At 65.6% G+C, this 15,196-nt stretch carries 11 protein-coding genes and 1 tRNA gene; 7 read left to right on the forward strand and 5 right to left on the reverse strand.

What is annotated here, in order from left to right; all coding sequences use genetic code 11:
• Positions 1-23: 23 nt before the first annotated feature.
• Entirely contained in the window at positions 24-3,203 is a 3,180-nt protein-coding gene (locus OJJ21_RS05805; protein WP_297684068.1) for a multidrug efflux RND transporter permease subunit, read from the forward strand.
• 78 nt (positions 3,204-3,281) lie between these two features.
• On the opposite strand, the gene OJJ21_RS05810 is transcribed toward OJJ21_RS05805, so the two are convergent.
• Both OJJ21_RS05810 and OJJ21_RS05815 read right to left on the reverse strand, forming a co-directional pair.
• Positions 3,282-4,499, reverse strand: a complete 1,218-nt coding sequence (locus OJJ21_RS05810) for an adenylate/guanylate cyclase domain-containing protein (protein WP_297684070.1) — start codon at positions 4,497-4,499, stop codon at positions 3,282-3,284.
• An 88-nt stretch (positions 4,500-4,587) separates the two neighbouring features.
• Positions 4,588-5,646 (reverse strand): DUF2332 family protein, encoded by a 1,059-nt coding sequence (locus OJJ21_RS05815; protein ID WP_297684072.1) that lies wholly within the window; start codon positions 5,644-5,646, stop codon positions 4,588-4,590.
• A 124-nt stretch (positions 5,647-5,770) separates the two neighbouring features.
• Between OJJ21_RS05815 and OJJ21_RS05820 the strand changes: the two genes are divergently transcribed.
• The 3 genes from OJJ21_RS05820 (at position 5,771) to OJJ21_RS05830 (ending at position 7,045) form a co-directional block, all read left to right on the forward strand.
• Positions 5,771-5,857: transfer RNA gene (locus OJJ21_RS05820), tRNA-Leu, on the forward strand.
• 113 nt (positions 5,858-5,970) lie between these two features.
• Positions 5,971-6,657 (forward strand): PadR family transcriptional regulator, encoded by a 687-nt coding sequence (locus tag OJJ21_RS05825; RefSeq protein ID WP_297684074.1) that lies wholly within the window; start codon positions 5,971-5,973, stop codon positions 6,655-6,657.
• 31 nt (positions 6,658-6,688) lie between these two features.
• Positions 6,689-7,045 (forward strand): DUF3861 domain-containing protein, encoded by a 357-nt coding sequence (locus OJJ21_RS05830; RefSeq protein WP_297684076.1) that lies wholly within the window; start codon positions 6,689-6,691, stop codon positions 7,043-7,045.
• A gap of 117 nt (positions 7,046-7,162) precedes the next feature.
• Here the strand turns inward: OJJ21_RS05830 and OJJ21_RS05835 are convergent, their stop codons facing one another.
• Complete coding sequence (locus OJJ21_RS05835) at positions 7,163-7,732, reverse strand: PAS domain-containing protein (RefSeq protein ID WP_297684078.1); 570 nt, start codon at positions 7,730-7,732, stop codon at positions 7,163-7,165.
• 171 nt (positions 7,733-7,903) lie between these two features.
• Between OJJ21_RS05835 and OJJ21_RS05840 the strand changes: the two genes are divergently transcribed.
• The 3 genes from OJJ21_RS05840 to OJJ21_RS05850 are packed head-to-tail and all read left to right on the forward strand — an operon-like array spanning position 7,904 to position 12,773.
• Positions 7,904-8,890, forward strand: a complete 987-nt coding sequence (locus OJJ21_RS05840) for an HlyD family efflux transporter periplasmic adaptor subunit (RefSeq protein WP_297684080.1) — start codon at positions 7,904-7,906, stop codon at positions 8,888-8,890.
• The gene (gene rbbA / locus OJJ21_RS05845) at positions 8,887-11,646 is read left to right on the forward strand and encodes a ribosome-associated ATPase/putative transporter RbbA (RefSeq protein WP_297684082.1); all 2,760 of its coding nucleotides are present in this window, start codon (positions 8,887-8,889) and stop codon (positions 11,644-11,646) included. Before OJJ21_RS05840 ends, rbbA begins: the two co-directional genes overlap by 4 nt.
• Positions 11,647-11,648: 2 nt before the next feature.
• The gene (locus OJJ21_RS05850) at positions 11,649-12,773 is read left to right on the forward strand and encodes an ABC transporter permease (RefSeq protein ID WP_297684084.1); all 1,125 of its coding nucleotides are present in this window, start codon (positions 11,649-11,651) and stop codon (positions 12,771-12,773) included.
• On the opposite strand, the gene egtD is transcribed toward OJJ21_RS05850, so the two are convergent.
• A complete protein-coding gene (gene egtD / locus OJJ21_RS05855) occupies positions 12,774-13,763 on the reverse strand; it encodes an L-histidine N(alpha)-methyltransferase (RefSeq protein WP_297684086.1) in 990 nt (329 codons plus the stop codon).
• Positions 13,760-15,160, reverse strand: a complete 1,401-nt coding sequence (gene egtB / locus OJJ21_RS05860; RefSeq protein ID WP_297684088.1) for an ergothioneine biosynthesis protein EgtB — start codon at positions 15,158-15,160, stop codon at positions 13,760-13,762. Before egtB ends, egtD begins: the two co-directional genes overlap by 4 nt.
• Positions 15,161-15,196 lie beyond the last annotated feature (36 nt).

The raw sequence follows: 15,196 nt of genomic DNA on the forward strand, positions 1-15,196 counted from the left end.
GTCTTTTTCGCCGCGAGGGCGTCATGAAATTCGGACATTTCTTTGTCGACCGGCCGATCTTTGCCGCCGTGATCTCCATCGTGACGGTGATCATCGGGGCGATCGCCTTCCTCAATCTGCCGGTTTCGGAATATCCCGAAATCGCGCCGCCGCAGATCAACGTGACCGCCAGCTATCCCGGCGCCGATGCCGAGACGCTGGCGCGCACGGTGGCGACGCCGATCGAGCAGGAAATCACCGGTATCGAAAACCTGCTCTACATGTCGTCCTATTCCACCGCCGACGGCCTGATGCAGCTGACCGTCACCTTCAAGCCGGGCACCGATCTCGATATCGCCCAGGTGCAGGTGCAGAACCGCGTCACCATCGCCGAGCCGCGCCTGCCCGAAGAAGTGCGCCGCCAGGGCATCACCACGCGCAAGCAGGCGGGCGACTTCCTCATGGTCGTGCATCTGCTGTCGCCCGATAAGCGCTACGACCAGCTCTACATCGCCAACTACATGCAGCTGCGCATCCGCGACCAGCTGCTGCGCCTGGAAGGCGTGGGCAACGTCACCATCTTTGGCGGCAGCGAATATGCCATCCGCATCTGGCTGGATCCCAACCGCATGTCGTCTTTCGGCCTGTCCGGCTCGGATGTGGTCGCCGCGCTGCAGGCGCAGAACGTGCAGGTCTCCGGCGGCGCGCTCGGCCAGCAGCCGTCGCCAGACAGCAACGCGCTGCAGGCGATCGTCACCACGCAGGGCCGCTTCGAGGATATTCGCCAGTTCCGCAACGTGATCGTCAAGGCGAGCGCCGACGGCCGCCTGGTGCGGCTGGAGGATGTCGCCCGCGTCGAGCTGGGCGCCAAGGACTATAACAGCCGCAGCTATCTCGACAGCCAGACTGCGATTGCCATGGGCGTGTTCCAGCGCCCGGGCACCAACGCGCTGGAAACCTCGGAAGCCGTCATCAAGCGGATGGACGAGCTGAAGAAGGATTTCCCGGAAGGGCTGGAATACACCATCATCTACAACCCGACCGAATTCATCGCCGAGTCGGTGAACGAGGTGTACAAGACGCTGATCGAGGCGATCATCCTGGTCGCCCTGGTGGTGCTGATCTTCCTGCAGAACTGGCGCGCCGCGCTGATCCCGATTCTGGCCATCCCGGTTTCGCTGGTCGGCACCTTCGCCGTCATGCTGGCCTTCGGCTTCACGCTGAATGTGCTCAGCCTGTTCGGCCTTGTGCTGGCCATCGGCATCGTGGTCGACGACGCCATCGTGGTGGTCGAGAATATCGAACGCAACATCGCGCTCGGCATGAGTCCCCGGGATGCCGCGCATGAAACCATGGACGAGGTGGGCACGGCGGTGATCGCCATCGCCGTGGTGCTGTCGGCGGTGTTCATCCCGACCGCCTTCATCCCCGGCATCACCGGCCAGTTCTACAAGCAGTTCGCACTGACCATTTCGGTGGCGACGATCCTGTCGGCCTTCAACTCGCTGACGCTGTCGCCGGCCCTGGGCGCCGTGCTGCTGCGCAGGCACGAGCATGGCCATGAGTCGAAATTCCCGCCGCTGCGCTGGCTGCAGTTTGCTGCCGGCAAGTTCAATTCCGGCTTCGACAGCATGAGCAACGGCTATGCCAAAAGCGTGAGCAGGATCGTCACCCGCCGGGTGCTGATGCTGGGCGTCTACGGCCTGCTGGTGGCGGCGACCTTCTTCATGTTCCGCACCGTGCCGCCGGGCTTCATCCCGCCGCTCGACCGCGGCTATGCCATCGTCGTGATCCAGCTGCCCGACGGCGCATCGCTCAGCCGTACCGATGAGGTGACGCAGAAAGCCACCAAGATGGTCGAGAGCGTGCCCGGTGTGGCCCATGTCGTCGCCATTCCCGGCTTCAACGGCGCCACCTTCACCAACGCCACCAACGCCTCGGTGATGTTCACCCCCTTCACGCCTTTCCACGAGCGCCTGCCGAACGGCCTGACCGCCGACAAGATCATCGGCCAGATGATCGGCAAGCTGCAGGGCATCGAGGAAGCCTTCGTGATCGCGGTGCCGCCGCCGGCGGTGCCCGGCATCGGTTCGGGCGGCGGCTTCAAGATGCAGCTGCAGAACCGCACCGGCGACGATGTGCGACCGCTGCTCGCGGCCGCCTATCAGATGATGGGCATGGCGGCGCAGACGCCGGGCGTGACCGGCGTGTTCACCACTTTCTCGGCCGCCTCGCCGCAGGTGTTCCTCAACATCGACCGCACCAAGGCGCAGATGCTGAACGTGCCGCTGTCCAACGTGTTCGAGGCGCTGCAGGTCAATCTCGGTTCGGCCTATGTGAACGACTTCAACGCCTTCGGCCGCATCTTCCAGGTGCGCGCCCAGGCCGATGCGCAGTTCCGCCTCAACAAGGAGGATATCTCGCGTCTGAAGGTGCGTTCGGCCACCGGCGACCTCGTTCCGCTCGGCACCCTGGTCGAGATCAAGGAAACCTCGGGTCCGGATCTGCTGCAGCGCTACAACACCTATGTCTCGGTGCCGCTGCAGGGCAACACGCCGCCCGGCGTCTCGACCGGCCAGGCCCTCAGCATCATGGAAGGCCTCGCCGCCCAGGTGCTGCAGCCGGGCCAGAGTTTCGAATGGACCGAGATCGCGCTGCAGGAACGCTCGACCGGCAACACCGCCACCTACGTGTTCATCCTGGCGGTGGTGTTCGTCTTCCTGGCGCTGGCGGCCCAGTATGAAAGCTGGGTGCTGCCGCTGGCGATCATGCTGATCGTGCCGATGAGCGTGCTGTTCGCGCTGTTCGGCGTCTGGGTCGCCGGCATCGACAACAACGTGCTGGTGCAGATCGGCCTGGTGGTGCTGATCGGCCTGGCGGCGAAGAACGCGATCCTGATCGTGGAATTCGCCCGCCAGCTGGAAGCGGAAGGCAAATCGGCCGCCGATGCGGTGATCGAGGCCTGCCGCCTGCGCCTGCGCCCGATCCTGATGACGGCATTCGCCTTCATCCTCGGCGTGCTGCCGCTGGTCACCTCGATCGGCGCCGGCGCGGAGATGCGCCGCGCGCTGGGCACGGCGGTGTTCTCCGGCATGATCGGCGTCACGCTGGTCGGCCTGTTCCTCACCCCGGTCTTCTACGTGGTGCTGCGCGCCTTCGTGAAGGGCCGTGTCGCCAAGCGGCAGGTGCCGCACCAGGAGCAGCCCAATCCGGCGGGCGAATAAATCGCCAGCACAGGCTGAAACAGGAAAGGGCCCGGTCGCAAACCGGGCCCTTTTCATTGCAGGCGAAACGCCGGGGTCTCAGCGCAAGAGCGCCGGGTCGAGCGTGAAGAGTTCGGAGGGATTCTCGACGCCGCGCAATGCAAAGCGGCCGAGCGAGATGGCATGGTCCTTGAGCCCGCCGGCGGCCGACTTGAAAGCAGCGGAATAGATCGCGCGCTGGTCGACCGAGCGGGCGAGGCCGGAAATGCGCGACAGTTCGTTCACCGCGGGGCCGACCACGGTGAAATCCAGCCGGTCCTCGCCGCCGAAATTGCCATACAGCACCTCGCCGACATGCAGCGCGACGGACATGTCGGTCACCGGCAGACCCGCATTGGCGCGGCGGTTGCGCACCTCGCGCAGCTCTTTCATGCAGGCTTTGAGCGCGCGCAGCGACTGCATGCAGGCATTTTCCAGATTGCCGTCGTCGCGGAAGATGGCGAGCACGCCGTCGCCGACGAATTTCAGCACCTCGCCGCCATGGGCATGCACGGCCGAGACGGCGGCGCCGGCATAATCGTTCAGCAGCGGCATGATCAGTTCGGGCGAAACGGTATCGACCAGGCGGGTGAAGCCGCGCAGGTCGCTGAACCACAGCGCCGCGGTGATGCGCTCGGCCTCGCCGCGGCCGATGGTGCCGCTGAGCACGCGCTGCGCGGCGTTGCGGCCGAGATAGGTTTCCGCCAGCGTCTCGGCGATCCGGCGCACGCTGGCCGAGCGCACGGCGGCGGCGGCAAACGGGATCAGCGCATTCAGCGTCTCAAGCTGCTTTTCGCTAAAGCCCTCGTCATGCGCCGTGGTCCAGGAGGCATAGATCGAGTCGAGCTGGCCGATGATGGCGCGCTCGCCGAAGCGGGTCATGGTGACGAGGTAGTCGGTATAACCCTGCTCGGCCAGTTCGGTCAGCACCGGGAAGGGGTAGTCGCCGTTATGGCCGACCATGCGGAAGCGCAGATGCGGCTCGCCGTTTTCCTCCAGGTGGTAGAACGGGCTTTCGCGCCATTTGCGTTCGCCCTCCGCTGTCTTGGAGCGGCCGAATTCATGCAGCGCCACCTGCTCCTGGTCGGCATGCCAGGCGAAGATGCGGCCGGCCAGCACCGGATGCAGCGTGTCGGCGCCGAGCAGGGCGCGCTTCACCGGAATGCCGGCCTTGTTCAGGTTGGCGCAGAAGTCGCCGAGAATTTCGCCTTCGGAATGGCCGTTCAGCGAGGCATCGGCGATGGCGCGGGCAATATTGGTAAATACCTGGGGATCCATGGCCGCCAAGATAGGGTCGGGGGGCGCAAAAATCGATGGGGAGGCCGGCTGATTCCGGACGGTTGCTGACGGATCTGTGCAGCCGCAATCAATTCCGTTCCCAGCGCATCCAGCGGCCGTGATAATCGCCGGTGCCGAGCCGTTCGGTCGCGCCGCCGGGCATCTCGCCTGTCCATAGCGTCAGGGTCAGGTCGGCACCGTCTTTCGCCAGTCCCGGTTCGAAACGCAGCCAGGCCAGCGGCGCCGTGGCGGTAACCTGCTTACCGGCCTGCTGCATCAGGGCGGCGATGCGCTGCTGTTCGGCCGCTGCCACATACTGCCAGACGATGGAATGGTAGAGCACGAAGACGGCATCGCGCCGGCGGTTTTCCAGCTGCCGTGCCACGAAATCGGCGGCATGGGCCTGCGTCACCCGGATGCCGGCGGTTTCGGCATGGTCGAGCGCCCGCAGCACGCGCTGCAGCCGTTCGGGCTGATCGGCCCAGATATACGACAGCAGCCGCTGGCGGTCGGCGGCTTTGGCCGCATCGAGCGGCGCCACATCGCAGCCGGCGCGCGCGATCACCTGCGGTCTGCTGTCCGCAGGCCGATTGCCGCCCCAGCGGCTGTGCAGCATGAGCGGCGCGGTTGCCGTATCGCCATGCTGCCAGCTGCCATAATCGTAGGCGTAAGCATCCCAAGACAGGTTGAGCCCGGCACTGGCGCCGATCTCGCAGGTCTGCAGCGCCAGGCCGGGACAGTGCTGCGCAATGCTGAGGAAGCCGCCGAGCAGCACGGCGGAGCGCTGCGGATCGTTGGTCTGCGGCGGGCTTTGCAGATACTGCGTCAGCAGCGCGCCATGCCGCAGCAGCGCGGCATCGAGCGCGGGCGCATCGATCTGCCGCGCCGCATAAGCGGCGGCCAGCGCGTCATCGCCATCCAGCACGGCGCGATGCAGCGCGCCGGCCACGCGCAACGCCAAGGCACCTTCCCGGGCATCGGCCTTGGCATCGCCGGGCCAGGCGAGGACCGGCGCCGTCCAGGTCGCGCGGTCCGCCAGCCGTTCGGCCGCAAGATCGAGCAGGGTGCCGGTGAAGGGCGACCCAAGCTGGCGGCAGTAATTCGCCTGGTCGCGGAAGGCGGCGATGATGCTGGCGGGATCGGACATGGTCCATCTTGTCGGCTGCAGTTCGCCAGCGTCCAGCACGGGATTGCAGCGGGACAATCCTCCGGCGCCGGCGCGCCGGGGCAATTGACCCGACGCCGGCCCGCCGCGTAGAGAGAAGGCGCCTGCCCGCTTGGCGGAATTGGTAGACGCACGGGACTTAAAATCCCGAGGCCGCAAGGCCGTGCCGGTTCGAGTCCGGCAGCGGGCACCAGCCATCAGTCCTGGAAAACCGCGAGAATCCCTGCCGGCGACGGCTGTGGAAAATTCTGCTTGACCTGCGATATCGCAAACTATATCTTACGATATGTCAAACGAGGTTATCTTATGAGCGAGTATCTCATGCATCCCAATATTATCAATGCCTTCCGCGAACATCGCTGCATGCACAAGGGCGGCGGTCGCCGGCATTTCCGCGGCCGGCTGGCCGCGGCCCTGTTCAGCTCCGGCGACGACAGCCTGGGCGGCCACGGCTTCCGCGCCAGCCGCGTGGTGTCGGCCGCCGATCTGCAGCTGCTGATCCTGGTCCTGCTGGAAGACCGGCCGCGCCATGGCTACGAGATCATCAAGGCGCTGGAGGAACACACCTCCGGCTTTTATGCGCCGAGCCCCGGCGTGATCTATCCGGCGCTGACCTATCTGGAAGAGATCGGCCATACCAGCGTGGCGGCCGAAGGCGCCAAGAAGCTCTACAGCCTGACCCAGGCCGGCCGCGACTATCTGGCAGAGCATCGCGTCAATGCCGACACCATGATGGCGCAGCTCGCCAAGATCGGCGAACGCATTGCCCGGGCCAAGCAGTTCTTCCGTGGCGGCAGTGCGGCCGAGGATGACGACGACATGCGCCATGGTCGTCATGGCCGGCATGGCGACAACGATCCGTCCTCCTCGATGCGGGCCGCGCGCCACAACCTGAAGGCCGCGCTCTACGAGAAGGAGGAGGCCTCGCCCGAGGAGCAGCGCCGCATCATCGACATCCTGGTGCGTGCCGCCAAAGACATCCGCGGCCAGTAATTCACCGCACCATTCCAATACGGGGGCGCCGATGGGCACCGTTGCAGCCGGCGATATTGCCTGGAAAGGACATGTCATGAAGGGTCATCGTTACCGTGTCACCATCGAGCATGTCGGCACGCCGCGCGAGGGCGTTGAAACCCGGCCGGCACTGACATTCGAAACGGTGAATCACGACGAGATCATTGCCATCGTCGAGCGCATCCGCGCCAGCGGGCAGTATGCCGAGGACGAGGCGGCCTCGCTCGGCATCGGGCTGAAGCTGTTTTCCGAAGTGATGCTGAAGCGGCGCGACGACCCGCTGTTCGCCGCCCTGCAGCCGGCAATCCGCGCCTTCATCGGCGGGCTGAAGGCGCGCAGCCGCGCCGTCAGCGGTGCCCAGGCATGATACAGCTGGCATGATACAGCCGACGTGAAATTACGCTGCGAATAAAGCGGCGTCCGGGGCGGCGCCGCACCGCTGCCTCAGCATTGCGGCGCCAGCACCCGGTGCCCCCCTCGGCAACTATTGCGCAGCCTGCGGCGCGGCCGTGCGCCAGGCCTGATCGGGTTTGTACGGCACGGTGATGCCCAGCAGGGAATCGACCGTGACGCCGTCGCAGGCCAGCGGCAGAATCAGATTTTCCACATCGCATTCACCGCAAGATGCAGGAACATCGGCTTCCAACGGCAGCGGACCGCGACTCCAGGTCGGCAGGCCGTTGCGGGCCGTGGTGATCAGGCGTCTGCGGTTGGCGATCCAGGCCAGTGGGCGCAGCTCGTCATACCAGCCGGTGCCGACCTCGCGGCCGATCGCGGCGGTGAATTCGGCACCGGCCATCCGGTAGCGGAAGCGCCAGGGAGTCCGCTCGACATCCAGCATCCACAGCGAAGGCAGCAGATTGTCGAGCCCGGGGTGATTGATGGTGGTGCGGCCCGGCAACTGGCCGTCGCTGCCGCAGGCCCGCATCCAGTGGAACAGAAGTTGCCGTGCCTGCGGATGCCAGTCCTCGCCGCTTTCGGCGGCGCGGACGATATGCCAATGCTCGCCGGAGGCGGCGGGAAAGATGGCAGAGTATGATGGAGGCTGGATCATGGGCAGGCGCGGACCCTACAGGCGCGAACCACGCGCGCCCCATTACTTTCCGGTTACATCATTACACGATGTGCCGGCCGGACCGCTTGATTTATCGCAATGCCGGTTTCAGTGCACCGCACCATGCTGCGGCACGGCTGGCGGGATGCCGGCCTGCGATGAGGACGGGCGATGCGTCGAGTGAGTCTGGCCATTCTTGTGATCGCGGCAATGGCCGCCGGCACCTGGTGGTATCTGCAGCGCAACCGTGCGGTTTTGCCGCCCGGCTTTGCCGCCGGCAACGGCCGCATCGAGGCCAACGAGATCGATATCGCCACCAAATATGCCGCACGTATCCTGGAAATCCGCGTCGATGAGGGCGACCTGGTGCGGGCCGGGCAGATTGTGGCGCTGCTCGATACGCGCGATCTCGCGGCCCAGCTTCGCTCGGCCGAAGCGCAGGTCGTGCAGGCCCAGCAGCAGCGCAACCAGGTGCTGGCGGAAATCCGTCAGCGCCAGAGCGAACTCAGCCTGGCCGACAAGGAGCTGCAGCGGACCCTTGTTCTCTCGGGCAAGAACTTCGTCTCCGAGCAGAAGGTCGACCAGCAGCGCAATATCCGGCGAACCGCAGAGGCGGTACTGGCCGCGGCCGAGAGCCGGCGCGGCAGCGCCGATGCGGCGATCCAGGTGGCCCAGGCCGAGGCCGAGCGCATCCGCGATCTGCTGCAGGACGGCACGCTGACCGCCCCGAAAGCCGGCCGCATCCTGTTTCGCCTGGCCGAGACCGGCGAAGTGCTCGGTGCCGGCGGCAAGGTGGCGACACTGCTCGATCTCTCCGATGTCTACATGACCTTCTTCCTGCCGGCCTCTGCGGCCGGCCGGGTCGCGCTCGGCGCCGAGGCGCGGCTGCTGCTGGATGCCGCACCGGCCCGGGCGGTGCCGGCACAGGTCTCCTTCGTTTCGGCCCAGGCGCAGTTCACGCCGAAGCAGGTGGAGACGCGCAGCGAACGCGAACGCATGATGTTCCGCGTCAAGGCGCGCGTGCCGCCGGCCCTGGTGCAGCAGCATCTCGAACAGGTGAAAACCGGTCTGACCGGCATGGCCTATGTCCGCCTCGACCCGCAGGCGGTCTGGCCTGACTGGCTGGAGTCGGACCTGATCCGACAGCCGGCCCAATGAATGCCGAAGCGGCGGCTGGGGCGTTGTATGGCGGGCTGCGGATCGATCATGTCAGCCATCGTTACGGCAAGACCGTTGCGCTGGAGGATGTAAGCCTCGCGCTGGCGCCGGGTGCCGCCCTGGCGCTGGTCGGCCCCGATGGCGTCGGCAAATCCACCCTGCTGGCACTGGCCGCCGGTGCCAAGACGCTGCAGCAGGGCGGCATCGCCGCACTGGGGGCGGCGTTCGCCGATCGCCGTGCCCGCGAATCCGTGCAACCGCGCATCGCCTATATGCCGCAGGGCCTTGGCCGCAATCTCTATGCCAGCCTCACGGTGCGCGAGAATATCGCTTTCTTCGCCCGGCTGTTCGGCCATGACCGGGCCGAGGAGGCGCGGCGCATTCCGGCGCTGCTGGAGGCCACCGGCCTGATGCCTTTCGCCGACCGGCCGATGCAGAAACTGTCCGGCGGCATGAAGCAGAAACTCGGACTGTGCTGCGCGCTGGTGCACGATCCCGACCTGCTGATCCTGGATGAGCCGACCACCGGCGTCGATCCGCTGTCGCGCCGCCAGTTCTGGGACCTGGTCGACTCGATCCGGCAGAGCCGGCCGCAGCTTGCCCTGCTGGTGGCGACCTCGACGATGGACGAAGCCGAACGCTTCGGCCAGGTCGTGATGCTGGATCAGGGCCGCATCCTGGCCGCCGGCAGCCCGGCCGACCTGAAGCGGCAGAGCGGCACGACGACGCTGGAGCAGGCTTTCATCGCCCTGCTGCCGCCCGAACGGCGCGGCGGCCTGGACGGCGAACCGCCGGCGCCATCGCCGTATCTCGATGACACCGCCGAACCGGTAATCGCGGCGCGCGGGCTGACCCGGCGGTTCGGCGATTTCACCGCCGTCGATCATGTCGATCTGGCGATCCGGCGCGGCGAGATTTTCGGCTTCCTCGGCTCCAATGGCTGCGGCAAGACCACGACGATGAAAATGCTGACCGGCCTGCTGCCGGCATCCGAAGGTGAAGGTTTCCTGTTCGGGCAGCCGGTTTCAGCCGGCGATTTCGCCATCCGCCGCCGCATCGGCTACATGGCGCAGAGTTTCTCGCTCTATGGCGAGCTGACGGTGCGGCAGAATCTGGTGCTGCATGCCGCGCTCTACGGCCTGAGCGAAGCCGATGCCGTCACCCGCAGCAAGGCGATGGTGCAGCATTTCGATCTCAAACCCTATCTGGATGCCGTGGCCGACACCCTGCCGATGGGGGTGCGGCAGCGCCTGTCGCTGGCGGTGGCGATCATCCACGAGCCGGAAATCCTGATTCTGGACGAACCGACCTCGGGCGTCGATCCGGTGGCGCGCGAGGCCTTCTGGCGCGAGCTGGTGCGGCTGGCGCGCGCGCAGGGCGTCACCATTTTTATTTCCACGCATTACATGGCCGAGGCGACGCGCTGCGACCGCGTCGCCTTCATGCATGCAGGGCGCGTGATCGCCACCGGCACTCCCGCCGAGCTGCAGGCGGCGCAGGGTGCGGCGACGCTGGAAGAAGCCTTTATCGCCTATATGGAACTGGGCGGTCGCAGCACCGAGCCGGCACCGGCGATGGCGGTTGCGACAACCGTCGCGCCGGTCTCCCAGGGCTCTATCGGTGTGCCGCGCGGCCTGTTTTCCGGTCGCCGCTTCCGCGCCTATGCCTGGCGCGAAAGCATCGAATTGCTGCGCGATCCGATCCGGCTGGCTTTCGCCCTGTTCGGAACGGTCATGCTGATGCTGATCTTTGGCTACGGCATCACCTTCGATGTCGACAATATCAGTTTCACCGCACTGGATGGTGACGGCACGCCGGAAAGCCGCGCCTATATCGAAGCCTATGCCGGCTCGTCGTATTTCAAACGCGAGGCCGATGTGGTGGATGGTGCTGCCTTGCTGCAGCAGCTGCGCGGCAACCGGGTGGCTCTTGCCATCGAGATTCCACCCGGTTTCGGCGCCGATCTGCGTCGCGGCCGCAACACCGAGGTTTCCGTCTGGATCGATGGCGGCATGCCGTTCCGGGCCGAGACCATCGAGGGCTATGTCAGGGGTGCCCATAGCAGTTTTCTCGCCGAAGTGGTGCGCCAGCAGGGTCGGGAGGTTATCGCTTCTGCCAACCTGGTCATGCGGTATCGCTACAATCAGGCCTTCCGCAGTATCGACGCCATGGTGCCGGCGCTGTTTGCCATGATGCTGATGCTGATCCCGGCCATCCTCACGGCACTCGGCGTTGTCTCCGAGCGTGAACGCGGTTCGATCACCAATCTTTATGTCACACCGGTACGCAAGCTGGAATTCCTGCTCGGCAAGCAGATGCCCTATGTGGCGCTGGCCTATGTCAATGTGCTGTTGCTGATCGTTATGACGGTCTTCGTGTTTGGCGTGCCGCTGAAGGGCAGCCTGATCGGCCTGTTGCTTGGCGGCCTGTTCTATGTCCTGGCCAGTACCGGCATTGGCCTGCTGACCTCCTGCTTCACCCGCAGCCAGGTCGCTGCCCTGTTCGGTACCGCGGTATTGACCATCATGCCGACCGTGCACTTCTCCGGCCTTATGCAGCCGGTCTCTACCCTGCAGGGCGGGGCACGGCTGATCGGTGCATTCTTCCCCGCCACCTATTTCCTGCGCACCAGTGTAGGCGCCTTTACCAAGGGGCTGTCATTGGCCGACCTGATGCCCTTCATCCTGACCACCGCAGCCTTCTGGCCGGCCTTTCTGGCGCTGGCCTGGCTGTTCCTGCGCAAACAGGAGGCCTGAGCATGCCGTCCCTGCGCAATGTTCTGCGGCTTTGCGGCAAGGAACTGACCAGCCTGCTGCGTGACCGGGTGCTGTTCGTTTTCATGCTCTATGCCTTCAGCCTGATGGTCTATGCCCAGGCCACCGGGACCTCGCATGATCTGGTCCGCGCCTCGCTCGGCGTCGTGGACGAGGACCGCTCGGCCTTGTCGCAGCGCATCATCGATGGCTTTCTGCCGCCGCGGTTCCAGAAACCGGCGATGGTGTCGCCCGATGCGGTGGATCATGCCATGGACCAGGCGCGCTACACCTTTGTGCTGAATATCCCGCCGGATTTCCAGGCCGATGTGCTGGCTGGCCGGCATCCGGACGTGCAGCTGCTGATCGATGCCACTGCTGTCATGCAGGCCGGCATCGGTGCCAATTACATCCAGTCCATCGTCAGCGACGAGATCGGCCGTTTCCTGCGCCGCGATGCCGCGGCGACGCCGGACAGTGTCGAGCTCAGACTACGCATTGCCTTCAACCAGACACTGGAGTCGACCTGGTTCACCGGTGCCATGGCGCTGCTGCAGGTGATCAACATGCTGGCCATCCTGCTGACCGGGGCGGCGGTGATGCGCGAACGCGAGCATGGCACACTGGAACATCTGCTGGTCATGCCGGTGCGGGCCAGCGAGATCATGCTGGCCAAGATCATCGCCAATGGCGGCGTGATCCTGTGTCTGTCGCTGATCTCGCTGTATGTCGTCCTGGAAGCCGTGCTTGGCATGCAGATCGCCGGCTCGCTGTCGCTGTTCTTTGCCGCGACGGCGATCTACCTGTTCTTTGCCGCCGCACTGGGCATCGTGCTCGCCACCTTCGCCGGTTCGATGGCGCAATTCGCCCTGCTGTTCATTCTGGTACAGATGCCGATGTACATGCTGTCCGGCGCGCTGACGCCGCTGGAGGCGATGCCGGGCTGGCTGCAGACCGCCGTGCAGCTGCTGCCGACCAAGCATTACGTGGCGGTGACACAGGCGATCCTGTCGCGCGGTGCCGGACTGGAAACCGTCTGGCCGGAATTCCTCACCGTCTTCGCGATGGGCGCCGCGGCCTTCGCGGTCAGCCTGCTGCGCTTTCGCCGATTCCTCAGCCTGCAGCAGTGATCAGGCGTCGGGCAGCGTCAGCCAGTGCAGGCTGAACAGGCTGGCCTCGTCGGTCCACATCGCGGCGGGGCGGAAGCCGGCCTTTTCCGCCAGCGCGCGGAAGCCGGCAGGCGTGTATTTGTAGGAATTCTCGGTATGGATCGACTCGCCGGCGGCAAAAGCATAGCGCCGGTCGCAGATCGAAACGCTTTGCGCGCGCCGGCTGACCAGATGCATCTCGATGCGATGGGCGGCCGGCTGGTAGAAGGCGTAATGATTGAAGGCATCGAGATCGAAATCGCCGTTCAGTTCGCGATTGATCCGCTGCAGCAGGTTGAGATTGAAAGCGGCGGTGACGCCGGCGCTGTCGTTATAGGCGGCATGCAGCACGGCGGGATCTTTCACCATGTCGACACCGATCAGCAGACCGGCACCGCTTGAACCGCCGGTGCGCAGCACGGACGCGGCATTGCGCAGGAAACCGAGCGCTTCTTCGGGCGTGAAATTGCCGATGGTGGAACCGGGGAAGAAGCCGACACGGCAGCGCGCCTGCGGCAGCGGGGCCGGCAGCGCCAGCGCCTGGGTGAAATCGCCGGCCACCACGCGCACCGTCACGCCGGGATAGGCCTGGGCCAGCGGCGCCACGGCCGCCGAGAGATGCGGCCCGGAAATATCGATCGGCAGATAGCCGGCCGGACGCGGCAGCGCATCGAGCAGCAGCCGCACCTTTTCGGCGGCGCCGGCGCCGAATTCCACCACCTCGGCATCGGAGCCGATGATGGCGGCGATCTCGGCGGCGTTGTCGCGCAGGATTTTCCGTTCCGTGCGGGTCGGGTAATATTCCGGCAGGCGACAGATCTGCTCGAACAGTTCCGAGCCGCGCCGGTCATAGAAATACTTGGCCGGAATCGCCTTGGCATTCTGGCTCAGGCCGTGATGCACGTCCTGGCCGAAGGGGGTCGGACGGTGAAGCGGGCGCTGCTGGCGCTCGAGAATGGCAAGGTTATTCATGCGTCCTCCGCGAGACGGATGCCGGAAAATTGCCAGCGCGCGGCCGGCGGAAAGAAATTGCGATAGCTGGCGCGCACATGGCCCGGTGGCGTGACGCAGGAGCCGCCGCGCAGCACGATCTGGCTGACCATGAATTTGCCGTTGTATTCGCCCACCGCGCCGGCGGCGGGCTTGAAGCCCGGATAGGGTTCGTAGCCTGAGCGGGTCCATTCCCAGACCTCGCCGAACATCTGCAGGCGACCGGCCGGCGTGACCGAGGCGCGCGGATGCGGATGCGCGCGGTCGAGGAAGCTGCCGCGGAATTCGCAGCGGCCGGAATTGGCCGCATGCTCCCATTCGGCCTCGGTGGGCAGGCGCTTGCCGGCCCAGGTGGCGAAAGCCGCCGCCTCGTAGAAAGAGACATGGCAGACCGGTTCGGCCGGATCGATGGCGCGTTTGCCGTTCAGCGTGAAGATCTGCCAGCCGCCGTCACGTCTTGTATCCTGCGACCAGTAGAGCGGCGCCTGCCAGCCCTCGCGCTGCACCGTGGCCCAGCCATCCGACAGCCAGAGCTCGGCCTGGCTGTAGCCGCCGTCTTCCATGAACATCAGGTATTCGCCGCAGCTGATCGGCCGCGTGGCGATGCGATAGGGATTGAGCAGCACGCGATGGCGCGGCCCCTCGTTGTCGAAGGCGAAGCCGTGGCCGTCATGGCCGATCTCGACGATGCCGCCGGCAAAGGAGATGAAATCGAGCGGCGCCGCCGGCTCGCGCGTGAAGGCCTGCGGCGGCTGGTAGGCGAGCGACACCGGATTGCGCCAGAAGGCATGCTTGATATCAGTGAGCAGCAGTTCCTGGTGCTGCTGTTCATGTGCCAGGCCAAGCGCCAGCAGCGGTGCAATCGCGGTGAGTTCGGCATTGTCGATGCGGGCGATCAGCTCGGCCATCGCCGCATCGACATAGCGACGATACTGCGTGACGGTATCGGCGGTCGGGCGGCTCAGGATGCCGCGTTCGGGGCGCGGATGGCGCTCGCCGACGGCCTCGTAATAGGAATTGAACAGGTAGTTGTAATGCTCGTCGAAGACGCAGTAGCCGGGCTGGTGCGGCTGCAGCAGAAACGTCTCGAAGAACCAGGTGGTATGGGCGCGATGCCACTTCGCCGGACTGGCGTCGTCCATCGACTGCAGATTCTGGTCTTCAGGCGTCAGCGGTTCGGCCAGCCGCTCGGTCAGCGCGCGCACGGTGCGATAGCCATCCAGCAGCGCGTCGCGCGCGGCCTGGCTCTGCGCCGTAGAGAACACGCTTTTTACGGTCGTATCGTCGGCGGTATCGTAAATCGCGGCGGCGGCATCCGTGGTTCCGGAGTCTGTCGCGATACCGAAGGTGGTTTCTTCAAATGCGACGCTGCCGCTCATCTCTGGGCTCTCCCCTGCACGCGACCTGACAAACGC

This window comes from Ferrovibrio sp. (assembly GCF_025869515.1).
In the GTDB taxonomy this organism is placed as follows: Bacteria; Pseudomonadota; Alphaproteobacteria; order Ferrovibrionales; family Ferrovibrionaceae; genus Ferrovibrio.

What these genes read in the sequence shown, in the direction of transcription:
- OJJ21_RS05805 (WP_297684068.1), top strand. Translation starts at nt 24, where the DNA reads ATGAAATTCGGACATTTCTTTGTCGACCGGCCGATCTTTGCCGCCGTG.
- OJJ21_RS05810 (WP_297684070.1), bottom strand. Translation starts at nt 4,499, where the DNA reads ATGGATCCCCAGGTATTTACCAATATTGCCCGCGCCATCGCCGATGCC.
- OJJ21_RS05815 (WP_297684072.1), bottom strand. Translation starts at nt 5,646, where the DNA reads ATGTCCGATCCCGCCAGCATCATCGCCGCCTTCCGCGACCAGGCGAAT.
- OJJ21_RS05825 (WP_297684074.1), top strand. Translation starts at nt 5,971, where the DNA reads ATGAGCGAGTATCTCATGCATCCCAATATTATCAATGCCTTCCGCGAA.
- OJJ21_RS05830 (WP_297684076.1), top strand. Translation starts at nt 6,689, where the DNA reads ATGGGCACCGTTGCAGCCGGCGATATTGCCTGGAAAGGACATGTCATG.
- OJJ21_RS05835 (WP_297684078.1), bottom strand. Translation starts at nt 7,732, where the DNA reads ATGATCCAGCCTCCATCATACTCTGCCATCTTTCCCGCCGCCTCCGGC.
- OJJ21_RS05840 (WP_297684080.1), top strand. Translation starts at nt 7,904, where the DNA reads ATGCGTCGAGTGAGTCTGGCCATTCTTGTGATCGCGGCAATGGCCGCC.
- rbbA (WP_297684082.1), top strand. Translation starts at nt 8,887, where the DNA reads ATGAATGCCGAAGCGGCGGCTGGGGCGTTGTATGGCGGGCTGCGGATC.
- OJJ21_RS05850 (WP_297684084.1), top strand. Translation starts at nt 11,649, where the DNA reads ATGCCGTCCCTGCGCAATGTTCTGCGGCTTTGCGGCAAGGAACTGACC.
- egtD (WP_297684086.1), bottom strand. Translation starts at nt 13,763, where the DNA reads ATGAATAACCTTGCCATTCTCGAGCGCCAGCAGCGCCCGCTTCACCGT.
- egtB (WP_297684088.1), bottom strand. Translation starts at nt 15,160, where the DNA reads ATGAGCGGCAGCGTCGCATTTGAAGAAACCACCTTCGGTATCGCGACA.